The organism is Janthinobacterium breve (genome assembly GCF_051380895.1).
Lineage (GTDB): Bacteria > Pseudomonadota > Gammaproteobacteria > Burkholderiales > Burkholderiaceae_D > Janthinobacterium.
In genome coordinates this window covers 17,644-40,592 of record NZ_JBNYXY010000005.1, presented here as the reverse complement: position 1 = coordinate 40,592, position 22,949 = coordinate 17,644, and the positions used below count along the sequence as shown (strand labels likewise).

The window sequence follows — 22,949 nt, the reverse complement described above, 5'->3', positions numbered from 1 at the left end:
TGGTGGCGATGCGTATGAGATTGCGCAAACTGCTGCGCCGGCGCCTGCCGGCCAGCCTGAAGGCGCGCATGAGCGTGGTTGTCTTCCTACTCGTGCTGGCCGCAGTGGCCTCGCTGGCGCTTGCCACCCTGAGCGTGGCCGAACGCGGCATGCGCGATGTGACGGGGCGCCAGCAATACGTATCGCTGGCCAGCGCCGCCGTCTTCATCGATGAAGAACTTGACGCGAAGCGCAACGTGCTGCGCGCGATGGCAGACAGCCTGGCGGCCAGCGGCGCGCACGATGGCGCCAGCCTGCAGCGCTTCCTGGCCGCGCAAACGGTGCTGGGCAAGGAATTTTATACGGCCGGCGTGGTCGGTGTCGATGGCGTCGTCCTGGCCAGCGTGAGTCCCTTCAAGCCGCAGGCGGGGCTGAACCTGAAGGGCCGTGCCTATTTCGAACAGACGCTGGCGACCCGGCGCCCGGTGATTTCCGCGCCGCTCAACGGCAGCATTTCCGGCATGCCCCTGGTGGTGGTGACGCAACCCGTGTTCGATGCGCAGGGCGCCGTGCGCTATGTGCTGGCGGCCAGCGTGAACCTGCGCCAGCCCGATTTTCTGGGCCGCCTCGGCGCGCTCAAGCCGGGCACGGGCGGCTACTTGTACATCATGACCAGCGACGGCGTCATCGTCGAGCATCCCGACAAGTCGCGCATCATGCAGCATATCGACGCGCATGGCCCCGTCAGCGAACCGACGCGGCGCGCCATGCAGGGCTTCGATGGCTGGCTGACGGGCACCACCACGCAAGGTGTCGATGCCTTGTTCGCTTACCACCGTATTGCCTCGACGGGCTGGATACTGGCGTCCGTGTATCCCATGAGTGACGCGTTCGCGCCGCTGCACGCCATTCGCAGCAAGATCCTGCTGGCCGCCGTGCTGCTGGCGGCGCTGGCAGGGCTGGCCGGCTGGCGCGTGGTGCTGCGCCTGCTGCAGCCACTGGAGCGTCTGCGCCGCCAGGTGCACCAGATCCGCCGCCAGCGCCTGGGCATCGAGGCGCTGCAAATCGAGCGGCGCGACGAGATCGGCGACTTGAGCCGCGATTTTTACTCGCTGGTGGCCGAGCGCGAAATCGCCGAGGCGCAGACGCGCGACAGCGAGCGGCGCCTGAAGTTGCTGACGGACCATGTGCCCGTGGTGATCGTCTACATCGACCGCGAGCACCGCTACCAGTTCATCAACGCCACGTTTGAAAAATGGTTCGGCCGGTCGCGCAAGGAAAGCATGATGCAGTCGATCCGCGACGTGCTGGGCGAAGAAGCGTATCAATTGCGCGAAGCCTACCTGCAGCGCGCCTTCGCGGGCGAGGAGGTCGAATATGAATTCACCATCGACGGCGGGGGGGAGGCGGGCCTGCGCGCCTTCCAGACCAGCTACGTGCCCGATGTGGGCGCGAGCGGCACGGTGGAAGGCGTGTATGGCCTGATCCACGAAATCACCAAGACCAAGGCGGTGCATACGGCGCTGCAGTTTGCCGCCGCCACCGACACGCTGACGGGCATCGCCAACCGCCGCCGCTTCGACGAACAGATGGCGCAAAGCATGCAGCGCACGCGCGCCGCGCGCGCGCCGATGGCGCTGGCCTATCTTGATATCGACCGCTTCAAGGCCATCAACGACAGCCTGGGCCACCATGCCGGCGATGAAGTGCTGAAGGAATTCGCCGCGCGCCTGGTGCGTAGCGTGCGCGCCAGCGACCTGGTGGCGCGCCTGGCCGGCGATGAATTCGTGATCATTTTCGAAGGCGTGAACAGCGCGGCCGAAGTGCGCCAGATCGGCGCGAAGATCATCGACGCCATCCGCCAGCCTTTCGACCTGGCCAGCGGTCCGCTGCCGGTGACGACCAGCATCGGCATCGCCATCTTCCGCGAAGGCGCGCTGACACCGGCGCAATTGCTGGACCTGGCGGACCAGGCCCTGTATGCCGCCAAGGGCCAGGGCCGAGATGGCGTGGCGCTGCTCGAGGCGGCGGCGTAGCCGGAGTTACAGGGTGGCGCTCCAGTGGTCGAGCTGCTGTGCGGTGGCCGTCACGCCGCCGCAGACGATGAGCAGCACATTGCGGTAGGGCGCCAGTTCCGGCGCCTTGCCGTAGACGGCCGCCAGCGCCGCGCCGCAGGCCGGTTCCACCACCAGGCGCTGGTCGGTAATGAAACGCTGGCAGGCATCGACGGCGGCCCGGTCCGAGACCACCACGCTGTGCAGCAGGCGCGTCTGGCTGATGGCGTAGGCTTGCGCGCACACCTGGCGCGCGGCCAGCGAGGTGGCGATGCTGCTCACGGCGGGCAGGGCCACGTGTTCGCGCGCGGCCACGGCGGCGGCCAGCGAGGCCGCGCCTTCGGTTTCCACGGCCACCAGGGCCACGTCGTCCCAGCCATTGCGCTGCAAGCCTTCGGCCACGCCGGCCAGCAGGCCGCCGCCGCCCACCGATAGCACCACCGCGTCCGGTTTCAGCCCCGCGCTCGCCACTTCATCGATCATGCCGGCATGGCCCTGCCACAGCAGCGGGTCGTCGAAGGGATGCAGGAAAGCGTCTTGCGGCGTGAGCATGGATTGCGCCAGCGCGTTGGCTTCTTGCCAGGCGGCGCCGTGCACGATGACTTCGGCGCCTTCCTGCGCGATCAGGGCCCTGGCCCGCGCGCTGGTCGTTTCCGGCACCACGACGATGACGGGAATGCCCAACTGGCGTCCCGCGTAGGCCACGGCGATGCCGGCATTGCCGCCGGAAGAAGAGATGAAACGGCTGGCGCCGCGCCGCGCGTATTCTTCGCAGGCGAGGCCGATGCCGCGGATCTTGAAGGAGCCGGGCGGCTGCAAGGCTTCGAGCTTGAGCCAGATGGCGCGGTCGCTGTGCAGGCTCAGGGCGCGCGAGTTGAGCAGAGGGGTTTCGATGTGCAGGGCCATGCGTGTTCCTGGTAGACGGTCAGGCCTGCATCATAGCCGAAGCGCCCGTGCCACCGTCTCACCCTTGCCGCAAGCTGCCTTAATTCAAGGGCGCACTTTTGAGCTGATGCGTGCGCGCCACTTCCTTCATCGCTTCGAGCAGGTCGTCGCGCAACTGGCGTGGCAGCTTGCCGAAGAATTCCTCGTCGTTCTGGTCGGCCATCCCGGCCAGTACGGGTACCAGCGCTTCGCCTTCCGTGGTCAGTTCGATCGAGTGCTGGCGGCGGTCGGCCAGCAGGATCGACTTGCTGACCATGCCCTTGCTTTCCAGGCGGTCGATCAGCTTCGATACGGCGCCCTTGCTCATGCCCGATACTTGCGCCAGCACCGTGGGCGAGGTGCAGCCCAGGCGGAACATTTCGCGCAGCACCACCCATTCGGACACCGTCACGCCGTTGGCCTCGGCTTTTTTCTGGAAGCTGTGGGAAACGTGGTTGGACACGAAACGCAGCCAGTAGCCGAGATGGGCTTCCAGCTCGCTGACGGGAACGCTGTTGGGATGGCCGGCTTGCGTGGCAGCCGTTTCAAAATTATGGCTCATTTTTTTTCCTTCACTGGGCGGCGTTGCCGGCATGGTTATGGCCTTCACGCTTGCTGTCGAGTGGTTTGTTTGGGAACAATCATCGTGCTTGAGGTAGTTCTAACACTGTTTTCACAGGAAATCCCTGACCGACAAAGAGTTTTTCCTTTTTTTCTTGCTCTGGATAGATAAAAATCAATATCAAGCAAATAATCGTATTGACGGAGAGGAAGATTAAAAAAATAACTCATGTTGCATCAATGGTAACATGATTTTTTGCCGAATTGATAAATATTTCAACTGCAATGGATGTCGAATGACAGCGGCTTGTTACTGCTGCCATTCAGCTGAACCGTTCCACCAGAAAATCGACAAAGCTGCGCAACTTGGGCGAGCGGTAGCGGTCCGGCAGGAAGACCACGCTCAAGGGACGGCTGGGCAGCGCATGCGTGGGAAACAGCTGGACCAGGCGACCCGCCCGCACGTCCGTTTCCAGCAGGAAGGTCGGTTGCAGCACGATGCCCATGCCATGCAATGCGGCAACACGCAGCGCCTGGCCGTGGTTGACTTGCAGGCGGCCCGAGACGGGTACGCTGCATACATCGTCCTGGTGGCCCGTCAGGCGCCAGTGCGCCAGGGCGGCGGGCGAAAAGGACAGGCATTCGTGCTGGCTCAGGTCGGCCGGCTGGCGCGGCGTTCCCTTGCGCGCCAGGTAGTCTGGCGAGGCGCAGATCATCAGCCGGTAGGGCGCCAGCGGCCTGGCGATCAGCGATGAATCGGGCAGCTGGCCGATACGGATGGCGGCCTCGAAGCCTTCCTCCACCAGATCGACCACGCGGTCGCTCAGGGCCACATCGATGCTCACCTCGGGATAGCGCTCCAGGTACACGGCCATGGCGGGCATCAGCGCTTCCGCGCCGAAGGTGAGGGGCGCCGTGATGCGCAATTTGCCGGCGGGCGCCAGTTGCAGGTTTTGCGCCTGGACATCGGTTTCGGCCACCAGCCTGAGGATTTCCTTGCAGCGCGCATAGTAATCCTCGCCGAAGGCGGTCAGGTGCTGGCGCCGGGTGGTGCGCTGGAGCAGTTGCATGCCCAGGCGTTTTTCCAGCGTCCGCAGGTGGTTGCCGGCCATCGTCGCGGAGATCCCGCAGGCTGCCGCGGCAGCGCTCAGACTGCCTTTCTCAACGGCCAATACGTACACTTTCATGCTGTCGAGCAAATCCATTGGCAATCCTCAGTGTCAAATCATTGAATCAAGTCATAGTTTATCTATTAATGATTTTAAATGACACTGATGTTTTTCCCGCCAGTGTGCGGCCACCCTGACACACATCGCCCGAGAACAGACCATGAAAGCCATACAACTGAGCGCTCCTTCCCTCACCGCGTTTCGCCCGACCGAGCTGCCCCAGCCGCAGGCCGGCCGGGGCGAGGTGCTGCTGCGCCTGCGCGCCGCCACGCTGAACTTCCTGGACGTGGCCATTGCGACGGGCAATTTTGCCGGCGCAGCCTTTCCGCTGATCCCCGTCGCCGACGGTGCGGGTGAAGTGGCGGCGCTGGGCGAGGGCGTCAGCGGCCTGGCCGTCGGCGACCGCGTCATTCCCCATTTCATGCCGCACTGGCAGGGCGGCGCCATCACGTCGCACAACGTGGGCGCGATGCGCGGCGTCACCTTGCCGGGCTCGCTGGCCGAATACGTGGCCGTCCCCGCTGCCAGCCTGGTCGCCTTGCCGGCCCACCTGGATTTTGTCCAGGGCGCGGCGCTGCCCATCGCGGCGACGACGGCCTGGAACGCCGTGCGTTCGGCGCCAGTGCGCCCCGGATCGGTGGTGTTGTTGTTGGGAACGGGCGGCGTCAGCCTCTTTGCCTTGCAGTTCGCCAAGGCGTCGGGCGCCACGGTGATCCTGGCGTCGTCCAGCGATGAAAAGCTGGAACGGGCGCGCCAGTTGGGCGCCGATCACCTGATCAACTACCGGGCCACGCCCGCCTGGGATGCGGAAGTGCTGAAACTGACCGGAGGGCGGGGCGCCGACCTGGTGGTCGAGACGGTGGGCGGCGCCACCATCGTGCGCTCGCTCAATGCGGCGGCGGTGGGCGGCACGGTCTTCACGGTGGGCTTTGTCGGCGGCACGGCCGCCAGCATCGACTTGTTGCCAGTCATCGTCAAGGCCTTGCGCATCGTCGGCAACAACACCGGTTCCGTGGCCGATCTGGCGCAGGCGGCCCAGGCCATCGCAGCGCATGGCATCGTGCCCGTCATCGACCGCGTGTTCGGCATCGACGACACTGCCGAAGCGTATGCGCAACTGGCTGCCGGCGGGCGCCACTTCGGCAAGCTTGCCATCGCGCACTGAGCTGGGGACGCCCTGTCTTGCCCGGCGATGGCGCCCGCCACCAGCCGTGGGATGCTCGGCGTCAGGCGGCCACTACCACCTTCACGCCCGCTTCGCGCAATACTTCGGCAAAGCGGGCCGGCGGCGGCGCGTCGGTAAACAGGATGTCGACTTGCGCCAGGTCGGCCAGGCGCACCAGCGCCTTGCGGCCGAATTTATGCTGGTCGGCTACCAGCCACACTTCGCGCGACTGCTCGATGATGGCTTGCGCCACTTTCACTTCGCGCGCATCGAAGTCGCGCAAGCTGCCGTCTTCGTCGATGCTGGAAATGCCGATGATGCCGATATCGACCTTGAACTGGCGGATGAAGTCGATGGTCGCTTCGCCCACGATGCCGCGGTCGCGCCCGCGCACCACGCCGCCGGCCACGATGACTTCGCAGGCGGCGTTGTCGGCCAGGATGGCGGCCACGTTCAGGTTGTTCGTCACTACGTGCAAGCCCGTGTGCTGTCCCAGCGCGCGCGCCACTTCCTCGGTGGTGGTGCCGATATTGATCAGGAGCGAACAGCCATGCGGCACTTGCGCCGCCACGGCGGTGGCGATGCGCCGCTTGGCTTCGCTGTTGAATACCTGGCGCTGGTTGTAATCGATGTTTTCCACGGACGAGGGCAAGCCCACGCCGCCGTGATAGCGGGCCAGCAAGCGCGCTTCTTCCATCTGCTTGACGTCGCGCCGCACGGTTTGCGGCGTGACGTCGAGCTGCTGGGCCAATTCCTCGACCGACATGGTGACTTTCTGGCGCACCACTTCAAGCAAGCGGCGCTGGCGGGGATTCAAATTCATGGGCGTGTCTCTTTAAAATTCCACAAACGAACAAAATCGAACAAATGCGGGTGAAAACATGTTGCTATGAGTTCGATTTATGGCGTAATCTTATCCATATTGCATTCGTATGACATCCGTATTGATCTTAACCACAGTCGCCGGGTGTGCCTAGTCTTTCTTGACCGCCTGTCCTTGATAACGATGGAGTCCCGATGGCCTCAATACAGCAGGGTATCGACGCAGTGCCGGAGTCTGCAATGGAATGCGACCTGCTGGTGGTAGGCGGCGGCATCAATGGCGCCGGCATCGCGCGCGACGCGGCAGGGCGGGGCTTGTCCGTGGTGCTGTGCGAAAAGGACGACCTGGCGGCCCACACCTCGTCGGCGTCCACCAAGCTGATACACGGCGGCCTGCGCTACCTCGAATACTATGAATTCGGCCTCGTGCGCAAGGCGCTGATCGAGCGCGAAGTGCTGCTACGCTCGGCGCCGCACATCATGTGGCCGCTGCGCTTTGTCATGCCGCATGCGCAGGGCCAGCGTCCGGCCTGGCTGATACGCGCCGGCCTGTTCCTCTACGACATGCTGGCGAAGCGGGAAATCCTGCCAGCCTCGCACGGCATCGATCTGACGCGCCACGCGGCGGGAGAACCGTTACAACCCCGGTTCAAGCGCGGCTTCGTGTATTCCGATGGCTGGGTCGACGATGCGCGCCTGGTGGTGCTCAATGCCATCGACGCGGCGGACAAGGGCGCGCACGTACTGACGCAGACGCGCTGCGCGGCGCTCGTGCGCCAGGGCGAGGGGGAGGACGATTCCTGGCTGGCCACCTTGCAGCACGCCAGCGGCAGGCAGACGATGGTGCGCGCGCGCAGCGTCGTCAATGCGGCCGGGCCTTGGACGGCCGAATTCCTGCAACAGGCGGCGCCCGGCGGACAGGGCCGGCATTTGCGCCTGATCAAGGGCAGCCATATCGTCGTCAAGCGTCTGTTCGCGCATGATCATGCCTATATCTTCCAGCATCCGGACGGACGCATCGTGTTTGCCATTCCGTATGAGCACGATTTCACGCTGATCGGCACCACCGACCTCGACTACCACGGCGACCGCGGCAAGGTGGAAATCGATGACGAGGAAATTCGTTACTTGTGCGAGCTTTCAAGTTACTATTTCAGCAAGCCCATCAATCCTGCTGACGTGGTCTGGACGTATGCGGGCGTGCGCCCGTTGGTGGAAGACGCGTCCGCCGACGCCAAGGCCGTCACGCGCGATTACCGCTTCGAGCTGGACCAGGAAGGGGCGCCGTTGCTCAGCGTTTTCGGCGGCAAGATCACCACATTCCGCAAGCTGGCCGAGGAAGCGCTCGATTTGCTGGCGCCCTTGCTGGGCAACACGCGGCCAGCCTGGACGGCCAAGGCCTGCCTGCCCGGCGGCGACCTGTTCGGCAGCACGCCGCAGAACAGGTCAGTGCGCGAATTCGGCCAGTTCGTGCAAGGCTTGCAGCGCGAGTACGCGTGGCTGCCGGCGGCGCTGGTGGCGCGCTATGCGCGCGCCTACGGTACGCGCATCCATGTGCTGCTCGATGGACGCCGGGACGTGGCGGCCATGGGCGAGGAAATCGCCGCCGGCCTGTACGCGGCGGAAGTCGACTATTTGCGGCGCCATGAGTGGGCCGTCAGCGCAGCCGACATCCTGTGGCGGCGCTCCAAGCTGGGCCTGCACCTGCCGCGCGAGACGGCGGGCAGGCTCGATGCCTGGCTGTTGCAGCATCCCGTGTCGCCGTAGGAAGCACACGCTGGCGACCGCGCCCCGCAGAGGGCGCGGCGAAGAATAAGAAACCATCACTGGAGGAGAAGCGCGTGCAACTGGTACTGGACAAGATCAGCAGGAAGCAGGGGGCTGACGACTTTTTATATCCGATGTCGCTGGCGCTGGTGCCGGGCGCCATCAACGTCTTGCTGGGCACCACGCGTGCCGGCAAGACGACCCTGATGCGCGTGATGGCGGGCCTGGACAAGCCCAGCGGGGGCACCGTCACGGCCGATGGCGTGGACGTGACGGGCGTGCCCGTCAGCCGCCGCAACCTGGCCATGGTGTACCAGCAATTCATCAACTATCCGGCCTTCACCGTCTACGACAATATCGCCTCGCCCTTGCGCTTGCGCAAGGTGCCCGAGGAACAGATACGGGCCAAAGTGCTGGCGCTGGCCGAGCGCCTGCATATCACGCCGTATCTGCAGCGCACGCCCGGGGAACTGTCGGGCGGCCAGCAGCAGCGCACGGCGCTGGGGCGCGCGCTGATCAAGGATGCCTCGCTGTTGCTGCTCGACGAGCCGCTCATCAATCTCGACTACAAACTGCGCGAGGAACTGCGTCGCGAATTGACGGAACTGTTTTCCAGCGGCAGCACGACGGTCGTGTATGCCACTACGGAACCGCTGGAAGCGCTGCAACTGGGCGGTCACGTGGCCGTGCTACACGAGGGACGCTTGTTGCAGCAGGGACCGACACTCGATGTCTTCAACGCGCCCAATTCCATCGCCGTGGCGCGCACCTTCAGCGACCCGCCCATCAACCTGATTCCCGCGCGCGTGGATGCGCAGGGCGTGGCGCAGGCGGCGGACGGCCTGTCCATCCACCTGAGTGGCGAGCAGCGCGTCCGCCTGGGCGACAGCACGAGGGTGATCCTCGGCGTGCGCGCCCACAGCCTGCATCTGTCGCCCCAGTCCGATGGCGACGTGGCCATCGCGGCGCAGGTGGACCTGGCGGAAATCAGCGGCTCGGAAACCTATGTGCATGCGCGTCGCGGCGACCTGGCCCTGGTGGCGCAGCTCGGTGGCGTGCACAACCTGGAGATCGGCAGCGCCTGCACCGTGTATTGCCAGCCGCATGCCTTGCTGATCTTTGCGGATGACGGCGGCCTGCTGTTCGCCCCTGTGCAAGGAGGAGTGTGACATGGCGCGCATCGAACTGGTCGACCTTGCCCATGCCTATAAACCGAACCCGACGGCACCCGCCGACTATGCGCTGCGGCCCATGAGCATGGCGTGGCATGACGGCGGCGCGTACGCCTTGCTGGGGCCGTCCGGCTGCGGCAAGACGACCTTGCTCAATATTATCTCCGGCCTCGTCAAACCGTCGCATGGCAAGGTGCTGTTCGACGGCAAGGATGTCACGCAGTTGCCCACGGAAGCGCGCAATATCGCGCAAGTGTTCCAGTTTCCCGTCATCTACGACACCATGACCGTGCACGACAACTTGGCGTTTCCGCTGCGCAATCGCGGCTGGAAAGAGATCGAGGTGAAAAAGCGCGTGCAGCAGGTGGCGCAGATGCTGGAGTTGACGGGCGACTTGAAATTGCGCGCCAGCGGCTTGTCCGTGGACGCCAAGCAAAAGATTTCGCTGGGCCGGGGTCTCGTGCGCCCCGACGTGGCGGCCGTGCTGTTCGACGAGCCGCTGACGGTGATCGATCCGCACCTGAAATGGCTGTTGCGTAGAAAACTCAAGGAAATCCACCACGAACTGAAGTTATCGTTGATCTACGTCACGCACGACCAGGTGGAAGCCTTGACCTTTGCCGACCAGGTGGTGGTCATGACGCAGGGCGAAGTGGTGCAGACGGGCAGCGCGCAAGCGCTGTTCGAGGAGCCGGAACACACGTTTGTCGGCTATTTCATCGGCAATCCGGGCATGAACTTGCTCGATTGCACCTTGGACGATGGCGGGGCGAGGGTGGCGGGACAGGCACTGGCCGTGTCCGCTGCGGCGCGCGCGGCGCTGCTAGGGGCGCAAGGCAAAATCACCTTGGGCGTGCGGCCGGAATTCGTCGAATGTCTGAAGACGGGCACGAGCGGTGACCATTGCCTGGACGCCACGGTGACTGCCGTACGCAACATGGGCACGCATTACCTGGCGGAATTCCAGCTGGGCGGCGCCACGGTGGCGGCCAGGCTGCGCGCCATCGATGCGGTGGCGGGAGAGACTGTGCGGCTGCGCTTTCCACCGCAACGTACCTTGTTCTATGTCAACGATAAGCGGGTGGCCTGATGATACATAACGGTAAAACCGATAACAACCGCCGCGCCTGGCTACTGATCCTGCCCGTGCTGCTGTGCGTGGCCTTTTCCGCCATCCTGCCCCTGATGACAGTGGTGAACTATTCCGTGCAGGATATCCTGAGCCCCACGCAGAAGGTGTTTGTGGGCACCGAGTGGTTCCGCATGGTCATGCTCGACGGCGACTTGCACAGTGCCTTGCTGCGCCAGCTGCTGTTTTCCGGTTCCGTGCTGGCGATCCAGATTCCGCTCGGCATTTTGATCGCCCTGTGCATGCCGGCCGATGGCTGGAAGGCGTCGCTGGCGCTGGTGCTGATCGCGCTGCCCCTGCTGATTCCCTGGAACGTGGTGGGCACCATCTGGCAAATCTTTGGCCGCGGCGACATCGGCCTGATGGGCTACACCCTGAATCAATTGGGTTTTGATTACAACTACAACGGCAATTCGCTCGACGCCTGGCTGACGGTGATGGTGATGGATATCTGGCACTGGACGCCATTGGTCGTGCTGCTGTGCTATGCGGGCTTGCGCGCCATTCCCGACGCGTATTACCAGGCGGCCCGTATCGACGGCGCTTCGCGCCTGGCCGTGTTCCGCTACATCCAGCTGCCGAAACTGCGCAATGTGCTGATGATCGCCGTCTTGCTGCGCTTCATGGACAGTTTCATGATCTACACGGAACCGTTCGTGCTGACGGGTGGCGGCCCGGGCAATGCCACCACCTTTCTGTCGCAATACCTGACGCAAAAGGCCGTGGGCCAGTTCGACCTGGGACCGGCTTCCGCGTTTTCCCTGATTTATTTCCTGATCATCCTGCTGTTCTGCTTTGTGCTGTACACGTGGATGCAGCGCGTCGGCACGGGAGACCAGAAATGATGCACAAGAAAATGAGCAGTGCCATCCTCGTCGTCTTTTTGCTGGCGTCCCTGTTGCCCATCTACTGGATGCTCAACATGTCGCTCAAGACCAACGAGGAAATCGTCGGCGTGCTGAGCCTGTGGCCCCGGCAACTGACGTTCGCCAACTACCACACGATCTTTACGGACCCGTCCTGGTACAGCGGCTACATCAATTCCATGATTTACGTGGCCTTGAACATGGTGATGTCGGTCACCGTCGCCTTGCCGGCCGCGTATGCCTTTTCGCGCTACAACTTCGTGGGCGACAAGCATCTGTTCTTCTGGCTGTTGACCAACCGCATGACGCCGCCCGCCGTCTTCCTCGTGCCTTTCTTCCAGCTGTATTCGACGGTGGGCCTGATGGATACGCATCTGGCCGTGGCGCTGGCGCACATGGTCTTCAACGTGCCGCTGGCCGTGTGGATACTGGAAGGCTTCATGTCCGGCGTGCCCAAGGAAATCGATGAAACGGCGTATATCGACGGCTACAGCTTTCCCCGCTTCTTCATCCGCATCTTCTTGCCGATGATCAAGTCCGGCGTGGGCGTGACAGCTTTCTTTTGCTTCATGTTCAGCTGGGTGGAATTGCTGTTGGCGCGCACCTTGACTTCCGTCAATGCCAAACCGATTGCCGCCACCATGACGCGCACCGTGTCGGCGGCCGGCATGGACTGGGGCGTGCTGGCGGCCGCTGGCGTGCTGACCATCGTGCCCGGCGCGCTGGTGATCTGGTTCGTGCGGCATTACATCGCCAAGGGTTTCGCGATGGGGAGGGTGTGACATGGAAAATACGAGTGATAGCACAACCAGCCTGTTCGGCTGGATGGCGTGGACGCCGGAAGTGGCCATCTTTTTCATTTGCATAGGCTTGATGCTGGCTGGCATGACGGTCTGGCAAATCCGTTCGCCCAGCATCGAGCGCAAGGGTTTTTTGCCCATGCCGACGACGCGTGGCGACCGTCTGTTCATCGGCCTCTTGCTGGCTGCGTATGTCAACCTGGCCTGGGCGGGGTTCACGGAAATGCAGCAGGCGATAGGCGCTGCCATCAGTTTTGTCTTGTTGTTGATTGTCATGCGGTGGGGATAACCGGCTTGCCGGTGTTGATGGAGGCCGTACCGCCAGCAGGCGGACGGTAAAAACTATAAGGAGATTCACGATGAAATTGAAGTTCACGGTCTTCGCGGCTGCGGCCATGCTCGTGTCGAATGCGGTCCTGGCCGACGCCAAGCAGGCGCAAACCTGGATCGACAAGGAATTCCAGCCATCCAGCTTGAGCAAGCAGCAACAGCTTGCTGAAATGAAATGGTTCATCGATGCGGCGGCCAAGCTGAAAGCCAAGGGCATCAAGGAAATTTCCGTGGTCTCGGAAACCATCGACACCCACGTCTACGAATCGAAGACCCTGGCCAAGGCCTTCGAGGAAATCACGGGCATCAAGGTGCGCCACGACATCATCCAGGAAGGCGACGTGGTGGAAAAGCTGCAAACGTCCATGCAGTCGGGCAAGAGCATCTATGACGGCTGGATTTCCGATTCCGATCTGATCGGCACGCATTACCGCTATGGCGCCGTTGAACCCCTGTCCGACTACATGGCTGGCAAGGGCAAGGAATTCACGAATCCCGGCCTGGATCTGAAAGATTTCATCGGCATCAGCTTTACCACGGCGCCCGATGGCAAGGTGTATCAATTGCCCGACCAGCAGTTTGCCAACCTGTATTGGTTCCGCGCCGACTGGTTCGCGCGCAAGGATTTGCAAGCCAAGTTCAAGGCCAAGTATGGCTACGAACTGGGCGTGCCGCAAAACTGGTCCGCGTATGAAGACATCGCCGATTTCTTCACGAATGACGTGAAGGAACTGGACGGCAAAAAAGTCTATGGCCACATGGATTACGGCAAGAAAGACCCGTCCTTGGGCTGGCGCTTCACCGATGCGTGGCTGTCGATGGCTGGCGCGGCCGACAAGGGCATTCCGAACGGCATGCCCGTCGATGAATGGGGCATCAAGGTGGCGGCCGACAAGTGCACGCCCGTGGGCGCATCGATGTCGCGCGGCGGCGCCACCAATTCGCCGGCGGCCGTGTTTGCGCTGACGAAATACATCGACTGGATGAAGAAATACGCGCCGCCGCAGGCAAACGGCATGAATTTCTCGGAATCGGGTCCCGTGCCGGCGCAGGGTGAAATTGCCCAGCAAATCTTCTGGTACACGGCATTTACGGCCGGAATGACGAAGCCTGGATTGCCGGTGGTCAACAAGGACGGCACGCCGAAATGGCGCATGGCGCCGTCGCCGCACGGCCCGTACTGGAAAGAGGGCATGCAGAACGGCTATCAGGACGTGGGTTCGTGGTTCCTGTTCAAGTCCACGCCGGACGACCGCAAGGCCGCCGCCTGGCTGTACGCGCAATTCGTCACCTCGAAAACCGTGTCGTTGAAGAAATCGATTGTCGGCCTGACTTTCATCCGCGATTCCGACATCCGCCACGATTACTTCACGAAACACGCGAACGAGTACGGCGGCTTGATCGAGTTCTACCGCAGCCCCGCCCGCGTGGCGTGGACGCCGACGGGCAACAACGTGCCCGACTATCCGAAGCTGGCGCAGCTGTGGTGGAAGAACGTGGCCACGGCCATCACGGCGGAAAAAACGCCACAGGCCGCCATGGATAACCTGGCCGAGGAAATGGATCAGGTCATGGCGCGCCTGCAGCGGGCGGGCATGAAGGCGTGCGCACCCAAGCTCAATCCCAAGGGCGACCCGAACCAGTATCTGTCGGACCAGCACGCCCCATGGAAAAAGCTGGCGAATGAAAAGCCGAAGGGTGAAACGATTGCCTACGATAAATTATTGCAGGCGTGGAAAGAAGGCAAGGTAAGGTAGTCGTGTAAACTTCTGCCGCCGTTGTCCCGGGGCACGGGCGCTTGCCCGTGCCTCTTCACTGTATAGACGTAGTAGCGACCATGACCAAATACATACTTGCTTTAGACCAGGGCACGACCAGTTCGCGCGCCATTCTTTTTGACCATGCGGGCCGGCCGCACGCCAGCGCGCAGCGCGAATTTCGCCAGATTTTCCCCCAACCGGGCTGGGTCGAACACGACGCGGGCGAAATCTGGGCTTCGCAAGAGGGCGTGCTGCACCAGGTGCTGCGCGACAGCGGCGTGGCGGCAAGCGACGTGGCCGCCATCGGCGTGACCAACCAGCGCGAAACGACGGTGTTGTGGGACCGCGCCACGGGCGAGCCCGTCGCCAACGCCATCGTCTGGCAAGACCGGCGCAATGCGGCTTATTGCGAGCAACTGGTCGAGCAGGGCAAGGCAGACTTGATCCAGCGCAAGACGGGTCTCGTGCTGGACGCCTATTTTTCCGCCACCAAGCTCAAATGGCTGCTCGACAACGTGCCCGGTGCCCGCGCGCGCGCCGAACGGGGCGAGCTGGCCTTCGGCACGGTCGACAGCTGGCTGATCTACAAGATGAGCGGCGCCCACTTGACGGACACGAGCAACGCGGCGCGCACCATGCTGTTCAACATCCACACCTTGCAGTGGGACACGGACCTGCTGGCGCTGCTGGACATTCCCGCCTCGCTGTTGCCCGACGTCGTGCCATCGAGCGGTGTGGCCGCGCACACGCATGCGGCGCTGCTGGGCGTCTCCGTGCCGATCGCCGGCATCGCGGGCGACCAGCAGGCCGCCACCTTTGGCCAGGCGTGCTTAAAACCTGGCATGGCGAAGAATACCTATGGCACGGGTTGCTTCATGCTGATGAACGTGGGCAAGCGCCCGCTGCCATCGAAAAACCGGCTGTTGACGACGGTGGGCTGGAGCCTGGGCGCGGGCAGCGACAAGACCGATTACCTGCTCGAAGGCAGCGCCTTTATCGCGGGCGCGGCCGTGCAATGGATGCGCGACGGCATCGGCATCATCCGCGACTCGTCCGAAGTGGAAGCGTTGGCCACCAGCGTGCCCGATTCGGGCGGCCTGGTCTTCGTGCCCGCGTTCGCGGGCCTCGGTGCGCCGTATTGGGACCCGTATGCGCGCGGCACCCTGATCGGCATCACGCGCGGCACGGGCAAGGCGCACATCGCGCGCGCGGCATTGGAGGGCGTGGCCTACCAGAACGTGGACGTCTTGTCCGCCATGCAGGACGACGCGGGCATTGCGCTATCCGAGTTGCGCGTGGACGGCGGCGCTGCCCGCAACGACATGCTGATGCAGTTCCAGGCCGACATATTAAATGTGCCCGTGGTGCGCCCCGTGGTGACGGAGACGACGGCGCTGGGCGCCGCCTACCTGGCGGGCCTGGCCGTGGGTTTCTGGGAATCGCAGGAAGAAATCGCCGCCCAGTGGCAGGTGGGGCGCCGTTTCGAGCCGGCCATGGCGGCCGATGAGCGTCTGACGCGGCTGCACAAATGGCAGCGGGCAGTGGAACGCTCGCGCGACTGGAGCGAATAGGAACATCTGACCAAACCTGCTGCGCGTCGCGCTTTGCAGCCTGCGATGTTCACCGTGCTCAAGCACGGCTGCGCTTCTTAGCCACAAATCACTGCCGCTCACGACGGTTTTGTCAGACCTTGTAAGAGCCGGGATCAGGGCCGCATGAAATACACGGCGTAGCCCACCGTTTCGCGCGGCACGGAATACAGGTCGCGCAGCTCGAAGTAGGGCGCGTGCACCTGGCCGCTGACGGCGATGCCGGCCCGTTCCAGGGCCAGCCGGAAGCGCGGCACATGAAAATATTGCGTGGCGACCATGGCTGTCTTCCAGCCATGTGCGCGCATCAGGGCCGCCGCATTGCGGGCCGTGGCATCTGTGGTCCAGCCTTGATTATCTTCAATGATGGCGCTGGACGCCACGCCACGCGACTGTAGATAGCGGGCCATGGAAGCGGCCTCGTCAAAACCTTCCTTGCCCGTCGCCCCGCTGACGAGGATGCGCGGCGCCCTATGCGCCTGGAACTGCTTGAGCGCCACATCGAGCCGCGCCTGCAGGCGAGGACTGGGCGTGCCGTCGGGCATGATGGTGTTGCCCGGCACGACGATGACGTCGGCGGGCGCCAGTTTGTCGTTGATTCCCGTCAATACCAGCGCGGTCGTGGCCAGCAGGAAAATACCGACGGTGCTTGAACCCAGCACAGTTATTTTTCGCATCGTTCATCGTCAAGTGGGCAATGGATGCATCATACCTGTCGGCGCGGACCATGTCCGCGCTGTTGCCGCTCCGCGCCTAGAAGCGGTAAGACTCGCCGTCGTCCGGCACCAGCACGCGCTGCGGAGCCAGGTTTTGCTCGCGGATGTAGTCGCGCAGCTCGGTGCGCGTCTGCATAGCGTGGTTGACGGCTTCCATGTGGCTGCCGATGATGACCGCTTGCGGCGCGGCAAGGCTGGCGCGGCGCAAGTCTTCCTTGCCCATGATCATGGCACCGTCGTAGCCGGACACGCGCGCATAGCCCGTGTTGAGGATGATCACGTCGGGCCGGTATTGCTGGATCGCCGCATCCACCTGGCCATTCCACACGGTGTCGCCCGCCGCGTACACGGTTTTATAACCTGGATGCTGGAACACGATGCCGGACACCGCGCCGAGGATGGGACCCAGATCCGCGATCATCTTGTCGCCGCCATGCTGGCCTCCTGTCCGGTGCAGGCGCGTGCCGCGGAACTGGGTGTTATCGCCCAGCACGCTGACCTGCGTAAAGCCGTCCTTGCGGATGCTGGCGGCATCTTCCTCGTTTTGCGCAAAGATAGGTATGTTTTTTGGCAAGCTTTGCTTGGCTGCCTCATCCCAGTGGTCCGGGTGTGTGTGGGTGACGATGATGGCGTCGGCCCGCATCACCTCGTCCAGCGGTAGCGGCAATTCCACCAGGGGATTGCGCAGCTCGCTGCGATAGGTGCCGGGAAAGCCCGGATAGGCGCCTTTCCTGGCCAGCATGGGGTCGACGAGGAAGGTCGTGCCCGCATAGTCGAGCTTGATCGTGGCGTTGCGGATTTGCTGGAAGTGAACGCCTTCCTTGTCCGGCGTGGCGGCGCAGGCGGCCAGCGTGAAGGCCGAGGAGGCGAGCAGGGTGGAAGCGAATAATTTGTTCATATGCTTGCTGTTCTTCAAGGTTGAGTGTGGACGGCTGGAAGTCAGGCGGCGGTGGCCGCCTTGCGCGCGCGCTGGTTTGACAGATAAATATTGTCCTTTTCCAGTGGCTTGCCTTCGCGTACGGCAGCCAGCCAGTCCTGCGTGCTGACGACGGCGGCGAAATTCGAATGAAACACGGCGCTGAAGACGCGGTGGATTTCCTCGGCGCTGGCCGTGCCGCCCGCGTTGGCGTAGGGCAGGGTGCCGGTGGCGTCCTGCAGGAACTCGACCTGCAAGCCGTCGTGCGCGGCGTGGTAGATGGTGGCGGCGTCGCAGTTGTGCGTCATGTAGCCGATCACGCTCAGGGTGTCGATGCCATGGCTGTCCAGCCAGGCGCGCAAGTCCGTGCCCGCAAAGGCGCTGCCCATGCTCTTGTTGATGCGGTGGTCGGCGGCAAAGGCAGCCACTTGCGGATGCAGTTGCCAGCCGTCGCTGCCCTTGGCAAAGATGGGAGAATTTTCCGGCGCATCGTGCTGGACGACGATGACGGGCACGCCTGCGGCGCGGGCGGCGGCCATGGCGGTGACGATGTTCGGCAGGGAAATGTCGACGGACGGATATTCGATGGGCATGTCGCCCGTGAAGTATTCATTTTGTACATCGATGACGAGCAGGGCGCGGTGCGGCGCGGTGGAAGCTTGGGTGGACATGGGTTCTCCTGGAAAGGTTAAAAAGAGGAAAGACTTCCTCGATACAGTCATTCTCGGCCAGCGCGCCGCAAACAAAAAGTGGCCCGAAGGCCTATATGCGATAAAATCGGGCCATGTCTACTATTCCTGCTTCTTGCTCCCCCTTGAGCGTGGCCGTGATCGCCTTTGACGGCATGACGCCATTTCACTTGTCCGTGCCTTGCCTCGTGTTTGGCGCCCAGACGGACGAGGCCGATCTGCCGCCCTTCCACGTGCGCGTGTGCGCCGCCGATCCCTCACCCTTGCGCACGGCGGCCGGCTTTTGCATCACGCCCGAGTTCGGGCTGGAAGGAATGGAGGGGGCCGATATCGTCATCATGCCGGCCTGGCACGACGATTGCCGCGACGCGGCGCAGCCCCTGATCGCGGCGCTGCAGGCGGCCAGTGGGCGCGGTGCGCGCATGGTGGGCCTGTGCCTGGGCGCGTTTCCCCTGGCGCAGGCGGGCTTGTTGGATGGCAAGAGCGCTGCCACGCACTGGGGTATGGCGGACCGGCTGGCGGCCCGCTATCACAAGGTCAGGGTGGACCGGGAAGTGCTGTACGTGGACGATGGCGGCGTGCTCACGTCGGCCGGAGTGGCGGCCGGCCTCGATTGCTGTTTGTATCTGCTGCGCCAGTTGGCGGGCGCCGAGGTGGCCAACCGGGTGGCGCGCCGCCTGCTGGTGGCGCCGCACCGCCAGGGCGGGCAGGCGCAATTCATCGAGCGCCCGCTGCCCGTGTCCGGCAGCGAAGGGCGTTTTGCCGACGTGCTCGCCTGCGTGACGGCCAACTTGGGCCAGGCGCACAGCATCGACGCGCTGGCCGAACGGGCCGCCATGAGCCGGCGCAATTTTACGCGCCACTTCCGCCAGGCGACTGGCACGTCCTTTAAACAATGGCTGCTGAACCAGCGCCTGGCGCATGCGCAAGGCATGCTGGAAAAAAGCGTGGCGTCGATCGACGTCGTGGCGCAAGAGGCCGGTTTCGGCACGGCCCTGTCGCTGCGCCAGCATTTCCGCGCCAGCCTGCAGACCTCGCCTTCGGCGTATCGCAAGCTGTTCCGGCAGCAACTAAGCCATGCCCGACAACCATAGCATCGCCGGGTCCCGGCTGCCCTGGGGCAGCTTCGCGCTGACGGCGATTTGCCGCGCAATGAAGGCGGCCGGCTCGAAGGCGTAGCGTTCCTGGAATGACACGGTTTCCGCGCTCATCAGTTCGGCATACGTCTGCATCAGAGTCGAGGCGCAAAGGTAGTTGCCGTGCGCCAGATAGCTTTCTATGGCGGCGTGCAACACGGGATAGTCTGCATTTCCTTGCTGCCGCCAAAGTTGAACGACAACTGCTTGCAGGCGCGCCAGATGGGGTCAGATTCCCCCTCCGGCACCGCCTGCGTGCGCAGCCATTGCAAGGCTTTCAGCGGCGGGCCGCCAAAGGACGGTGGCGATATGATCGCCTGGATGGCCACCTTGACGGCTGCATCGATTCTTCCCGCGCGCACATGCTGGCCATGCAGCAGCACCAGGGCGTCCGTATATTCGGGAACGATGGCGAGCGCCGCTTCCAGCAGGGCGATGGCCGCAGCCGGGTTTTGCTGCGCAATCAATTCCCTGGCTGCCAGGAAGGCAGCGCGCGGTGAAGCGGGGTCGTCGGCCAGCGACGGCGTGCCGACATACTCGTCTTCGGCTGCTGCATAGGCTTGCAGAAATGCCGCCAGGCTGGAAAAGTGCGGCTGGATGCGCCACTCGTCGTGCCAGGTTTCGACGACGATCGGTTCGCCCGCTTCGCGGCCGATGGGCCAGTACAGGCCGAAAGTGTCGCCATTGCCCAGTGCGCCTTCGGAAAACGGAGTGAAGCCGAGCGGTGGATACGCTGTCGTGTGTTGCCAGTCTTGTTCCACCGAAATATGGGCGAGGTTTGCAGGTCGTTGCATGGAGGTCGGGCAGGGTAAAACGCCAGTGTAGGGCAAGAGGGCAGCGCCAGGCGCGCGTATCGGAGCACCTGCCTGTGATATCTGAACTGATAAAATGGGGAGTTCTTCGCCCAGGCGGCCTCGCCATGTCCAGCACTCCACACTCTGCAATCGACCTCAGCCTTCGCAGCTACGCGGAAATCGGCGCGCCGGACCGGCATGATTTCGTGCAGCTGGTGCTGCCCGTGCACGGCCAGCTGTTGCTGGACATCGACGGCCGGCAGGGGAAAGTCGATACGCAGCTGGGCGTGGTGATACCGGCGCACACCTGGCATGCCCAGCATAGCAAGGTGGCCAACCATTCCATCATCCTCGATGTGGCCGCGGCCGCCGTAGCGACGGGCAGCTGGCAGCGCCTGCTGGAGCGTCCTTATACGGCGATCGGGCTGGGCGCCCGCAAGCTGATTGAATACCTGGGCGTCATGGCGCAGCAGCAGGCGCTGACGCCGGCCATCGTCACGGGCTGGACGCCGCTATTGCTCGATACCTTGCTGCTGGGCGAGCCGCAACCCCGTTCGCGCCTGGGCGCGCTGATTGCCCGCGTGCAAGCCGAGCCGGGCTTGCCGTGGTCGACGGCGTCGATGGCGCGCTTTGCCAGCCTGAGCGTCAGCCGCCTGCACGCGCTGTTCCGCGAGGAAATGGATACCAGCCCGCATGCCTGTCTGTTGCAGCAGCGCATGGCGCGCGCTTGCGACTTGCTTGGCGCCAGCGACGCCAGCCTCGCCGAGATCGCGCTGGCGGCCGGCTTTTCCGAGCAAAGCGCACTGACGCGTGCCATGCGCGACAGCATGGATGTGACGCCAGCGGCCTACCGGCGCGCATGTCGCGAGAAACGGTCAATAAGGCAGTAGCTGGCGCCAAGAATAGACGCGGCAGACTTGCCACAATCTCCTTTTCAGGAGATTGAGCATGCATCAAGAGAACAAGATCCGGCTGGGCATGCTGGCCGGCATAGCCGCGGGCGCGCTATGGGGGCTGGTGTTCCTGGCGCCGGCGCTGATCCCCGCATTCCAGCCGTTGGAACTGTCCGTGGGCCGCTACCTGGCGTATGGCCTGATCGCGGCCGTGCTGGTCGCGCCGTCGTGGCGGCGCCTGCTGCGCATCTTGACCTGGCGCGAATGGCGCGGGTTGATCTGGCTCAGCCTGACCGGCAATATCGTGTATTACGTGCTGCTGGCCAGCGCCGTGCAGGCGGGCGGCGTGGCCATGACGTCGATGGTGATCGGCTTGCTGCCGCTGGTCGTCACACTCGTGGGCAGCCGCGACCGGCATGCCGTGCCGCTGCGACAATTGATCCCTTCACTGCTGCTGAGCGCGGGCGGGCTGGCCTGCATTAGCTGGCAGTCGCTGGCGCATCCGGGACATTCGTCCCTGCTGGGGCTGTTGTGCGCGTTGGCGGCGCTGCTGTCGTGGACGGTGTATGCGGTCGGTAACAGCCGCTGGCTGGGGCGGCTGCGCTCGGTCTCGGCGCAGGAGTGGAATTTGCTGACGGGCGTGGTCACGGGGGCTGCCGCGCTGCTGCTGGCCGTTCCCGTCGCGCTTGCCTCACCTGCACAGCATGGCGCCACGGCCTGGCTGCAATTTGCCGGCGTCGTTACGGGTGTCGCGCTGCTGTGCTCTGTCGTTGGCAATGGCTTGTGGAACCATGCCAGCCGGGTCTTGCCGCTGACCATGATGGGGCAGATGATCGTCTTTGAATTCCTGTTTGCCTTGTTGTATGGCTACTTGTGGGAACAGCGCTGGCCCACGGCTGTGGAAGCGGCTGCGACGATTCTGCTGCTGGCGGGCGTGGCGGCTTGCGCCGCGGCGCACCGGCCGCAGCGGGAAGCCAGCGCGGCGCCAAGCTGACCGGCATCAAGCCTGGCACGGGTAGGGCGGGATGAAGGTCAGTGGTCTTCAGTCGCGTTCCGGCACCGGCACGTTGAAGCCGTTCAGCGTGGTCGAGACCAGCGCGTACAGGCCCACCAGGTAAATCAGCTCGTTGACGCCGTGCTGGCCGAAGGTGGCCAGTGCCAGCCGGTATACCGGCTCCGGCAGCGTGCCGGCGCGGCTGAGCGTGTAGGCCAGGTCGTAGGCCACGCTTTCGTGCTTGTCCAGGTCGCCCGGCTTGACGTCGGCCACCAGCGTGGCCAGGCGCTCGGCCGACATGCCTTCACGCTCCGCGACGGCGATGTGGGCGTAGATTTCATAGGCGGCGTTGTAGCGCGCGCCGACCACCAAGATGGCAATCTGGCGCACATTGTCGGGCAGCGTGGCGTTGGCCGTCATGGCCAGGGTCAGGTCCCAGATGGCCTTGCCGATGGCCGGTTCGTGCAGCCACGGATTCCATGGCCCCATCAGGGCGCCGTCTTCGCGCACGGCGATGAAATCGTTGAAATTGCTGGCGATGCCTTTGCGCATATCGTCATACAGCGGCTTTTGTTCGGGCGTCAGGTCTTTCGGGGCGATCAGGGGCAGGCGCATGGAAACTCCTTGCTGGGTGAGTGAGCGGTGGGCGGCCGGAGCCAGCAGCCAGTATAGCCGCATGGCTGGCGGCGTCCGTTCGCTGTCGCACGCGGTCGGCCGGGCGCTG

The 22,949-nt window shown here is 63.8% G+C and carries 23 protein-coding genes; 13 read left to right on the top strand and 10 right to left on the bottom strand.

Features of this window, described 5'->3' with window-relative positions:
* The first annotated feature begins 14 nt into the window (after positions 1–14).
* Positions 15–2,015 (top strand): diguanylate cyclase domain-containing protein, encoded by a 2,001-nt coding sequence (locus tag ACQ4W0_RS10510; protein WP_436576677.1) that lies wholly within the window; start codon positions 15–17, stop codon positions 2,013–2,015.
* A 6-nt stretch (positions 2,016–2,021) separates the two neighbouring features.
* Here ACQ4W0_RS10510 and ACQ4W0_RS10505 read toward each other — a convergent pair whose 3' ends face one another.
* From ACQ4W0_RS10505 to ACQ4W0_RS10495, 3 genes are all read right to left on the bottom strand, one after another.
* A complete protein-coding gene (locus tag ACQ4W0_RS10505; protein ID WP_436576676.1) occupies positions 2,022–2,939 on the bottom strand; it encodes a pyridoxal-phosphate dependent enzyme in 918 nt (305 codons plus the stop codon).
* A 79-nt stretch (positions 2,940–3,018) separates the two neighbouring features.
* A complete protein-coding gene (locus ACQ4W0_RS10500) occupies positions 3,019–3,519 on the bottom strand; it encodes a MarR family winged helix-turn-helix transcriptional regulator (RefSeq protein ID WP_436576675.1) in 501 nt (166 codons plus the stop codon).
* A 322-nt stretch (positions 3,520–3,841) separates the two neighbouring features.
* Positions 3,842–4,723: a LysR family transcriptional regulator gene (locus ACQ4W0_RS10495; protein WP_436576674.1), complete on the bottom strand. Its 882-nt coding sequence runs from the start codon at positions 4,721–4,723 to the stop codon at positions 3,842–3,844.
* A 124-nt stretch (positions 4,724–4,847) separates the two neighbouring features.
* Between ACQ4W0_RS10495 and ACQ4W0_RS10490 the strand changes: the two genes are divergently transcribed.
* Positions 4,848–5,852 carry a zinc-dependent alcohol dehydrogenase family protein gene (locus ACQ4W0_RS10490; RefSeq protein WP_436576673.1) on the top strand — a complete coding sequence of 335 codons (1,005 nt, stop codon included), beginning with the start codon at positions 4,848–4,850 and terminating at the stop codon, positions 5,850–5,852.
* 61 nt (positions 5,853–5,913) lie between these two features.
* On the opposite strand, the gene ACQ4W0_RS10485 is transcribed toward ACQ4W0_RS10490, so the two are convergent.
* Positions 5,914–6,675 carry a DeoR/GlpR family DNA-binding transcription regulator gene (locus ACQ4W0_RS10485; protein ID WP_426070386.1) on the bottom strand — a complete coding sequence of 254 codons (762 nt, stop codon included), beginning with the start codon at positions 6,673–6,675 and terminating at the stop codon, positions 5,914–5,916.
* Between the two features lie 194 nt (positions 6,676–6,869).
* Between ACQ4W0_RS10485 and glpD the strand changes: the two genes are divergently transcribed.
* From glpD to glpK, 8 genes are all read left to right on the top strand, one after another.
* Positions 6,870–8,441: a glycerol-3-phosphate dehydrogenase gene (gene glpD / locus ACQ4W0_RS10480; RefSeq protein WP_436576672.1), complete on the top strand. Its 1,572-nt coding sequence runs from the start codon at positions 6,870–6,872 to the stop codon at positions 8,439–8,441.
* Between the two features lie 74 nt (positions 8,442–8,515).
* Positions 8,516–9,610: an ABC transporter ATP-binding protein gene (locus ACQ4W0_RS10475; protein ID WP_436576671.1), complete on the top strand. Its 1,095-nt coding sequence runs from the start codon at positions 8,516–8,518 to the stop codon at positions 9,608–9,610.
* Between the two features lies 1 nt (position 9,611).
* Positions 9,612–10,703, top strand: a complete 1,092-nt coding sequence (locus ACQ4W0_RS10470; protein WP_436576670.1) for an ABC transporter ATP-binding protein — start codon at positions 9,612–9,614, stop codon at positions 10,701–10,703.
* Positions 10,703–11,587 (top strand): carbohydrate ABC transporter permease, encoded by an 885-nt coding sequence (locus tag ACQ4W0_RS10465; RefSeq protein ID WP_034754965.1) that lies wholly within the window; start codon positions 10,703–10,705, stop codon positions 11,585–11,587. Before ACQ4W0_RS10470 ends, ACQ4W0_RS10465 begins: the two co-directional genes overlap by 1 nt.
* Positions 11,584–12,390, top strand: a complete 807-nt coding sequence (locus tag ACQ4W0_RS10460) for a carbohydrate ABC transporter permease (RefSeq protein ID WP_436576669.1) — start codon at positions 11,584–11,586, stop codon at positions 12,388–12,390. The genes ACQ4W0_RS10465 and ACQ4W0_RS10460 overlap by 4 nt, the downstream gene beginning before the upstream one ends.
* Before the next feature lie 31 nt (positions 12,391–12,421).
* Positions 12,422–12,697, top strand: a complete 276-nt coding sequence (locus ACQ4W0_RS10455; RefSeq protein WP_436576986.1) for a DUF2160 domain-containing protein — start codon at positions 12,422–12,424, stop codon at positions 12,695–12,697.
* A 70-nt stretch (positions 12,698–12,767) separates the two neighbouring features.
* Positions 12,768–14,495 (top strand): ABC transporter substrate-binding protein, encoded by a 1,728-nt coding sequence (locus tag ACQ4W0_RS10450; protein WP_436576668.1) that lies wholly within the window; start codon positions 12,768–12,770, stop codon positions 14,493–14,495.
* Between the two features lie 80 nt (positions 14,496–14,575).
* Entirely contained in the window at positions 14,576–16,069 is a 1,494-nt protein-coding gene (glpK, locus tag ACQ4W0_RS10445) for a glycerol kinase GlpK (RefSeq protein WP_436576667.1), read from the top strand.
* 134 nt (positions 16,070–16,203) lie between these two features.
* On the opposite strand, the gene ACQ4W0_RS10440 is transcribed toward glpK, so the two are convergent.
* The 3 genes from ACQ4W0_RS10440 to ACQ4W0_RS10430 form a co-directional block, all read right to left on the bottom strand.
* On the bottom strand, positions 16,204–16,764 hold the full coding sequence (locus ACQ4W0_RS10440; protein WP_436576666.1) for a YdcF family protein: 561 nt from the start codon (positions 16,762–16,764) through the stop codon (positions 16,204–16,206).
* 76 nt (positions 16,765–16,840) lie between these two features.
* Entirely contained in the window at positions 16,841–17,701 is an 861-nt protein-coding gene (locus ACQ4W0_RS10435) for an MBL fold metallo-hydrolase (protein ID WP_436576665.1), read from the bottom strand.
* A gap of 41 nt (positions 17,702–17,742) precedes the next feature.
* Positions 17,743–18,390, bottom strand: coding sequence for a cysteine hydrolase family protein (locus ACQ4W0_RS10430; protein ID WP_436576664.1), 648 nt, complete (start codon positions 18,388–18,390; stop codon positions 17,743–17,745).
* Between the two features lie 143 nt (positions 18,391–18,533).
* On the opposite strand from ACQ4W0_RS10430, the gene ACQ4W0_RS10425 reads away from it, so the two are divergent.
* Complete coding sequence (locus ACQ4W0_RS10425; RefSeq protein WP_436576985.1) at positions 18,534–19,502, top strand: GlxA family transcriptional regulator; 969 nt, start codon at positions 18,534–18,536, stop codon at positions 19,500–19,502.
* On the opposite strand, the gene ACQ4W0_RS10420 is transcribed toward ACQ4W0_RS10425, so the two are convergent.
* Entirely contained in the window at positions 19,479–19,703 is a 225-nt protein-coding gene (locus tag ACQ4W0_RS10420) for a hypothetical protein (protein WP_436576663.1), read from the bottom strand. The two genes, ACQ4W0_RS10425 and ACQ4W0_RS10420, sit on opposite strands and share 24 nt — an antisense overlap.
* Positions 19,685–20,338: a tetratricopeptide repeat protein gene (locus ACQ4W0_RS10415; protein ID WP_436576662.1), complete on the bottom strand. Its 654-nt coding sequence runs from the start codon at positions 20,336–20,338 to the stop codon at positions 19,685–19,687. Before ACQ4W0_RS10415 ends, ACQ4W0_RS10420 begins: the two co-directional genes overlap by 19 nt.
* Positions 20,339–20,463: 125 nt before the next feature.
* Here ACQ4W0_RS10415 and ACQ4W0_RS10410 point away from each other — a divergent pair, with 125 nt between their 5' ends.
* Together ACQ4W0_RS10410 and ACQ4W0_RS10405 are read left to right on the top strand one after the other, a co-directional pair.
* Complete coding sequence (locus ACQ4W0_RS10410; protein WP_436576661.1) at positions 20,464–21,228, top strand: helix-turn-helix domain-containing protein; 765 nt, start codon at positions 20,464–20,466, stop codon at positions 21,226–21,228.
* Positions 21,229–21,286: 58 nt separating this feature from the next.
* Positions 21,287–22,225: a DMT family transporter gene (locus ACQ4W0_RS10405; protein WP_436576660.1), complete on the top strand. Its 939-nt coding sequence runs from the start codon at positions 21,287–21,289 to the stop codon at positions 22,223–22,225.
* 48 nt (positions 22,226–22,273) lie between these two features.
* On the opposite strand, the gene ACQ4W0_RS10400 is transcribed toward ACQ4W0_RS10405, so the two are convergent.
* Positions 22,274–22,840: a carboxymuconolactone decarboxylase family protein gene (locus ACQ4W0_RS10400; protein WP_436576659.1), complete on the bottom strand. Its 567-nt coding sequence runs from the start codon at positions 22,838–22,840 to the stop codon at positions 22,274–22,276.
* Between the last annotated feature and the right edge of the window lie 109 nt (positions 22,841–22,949).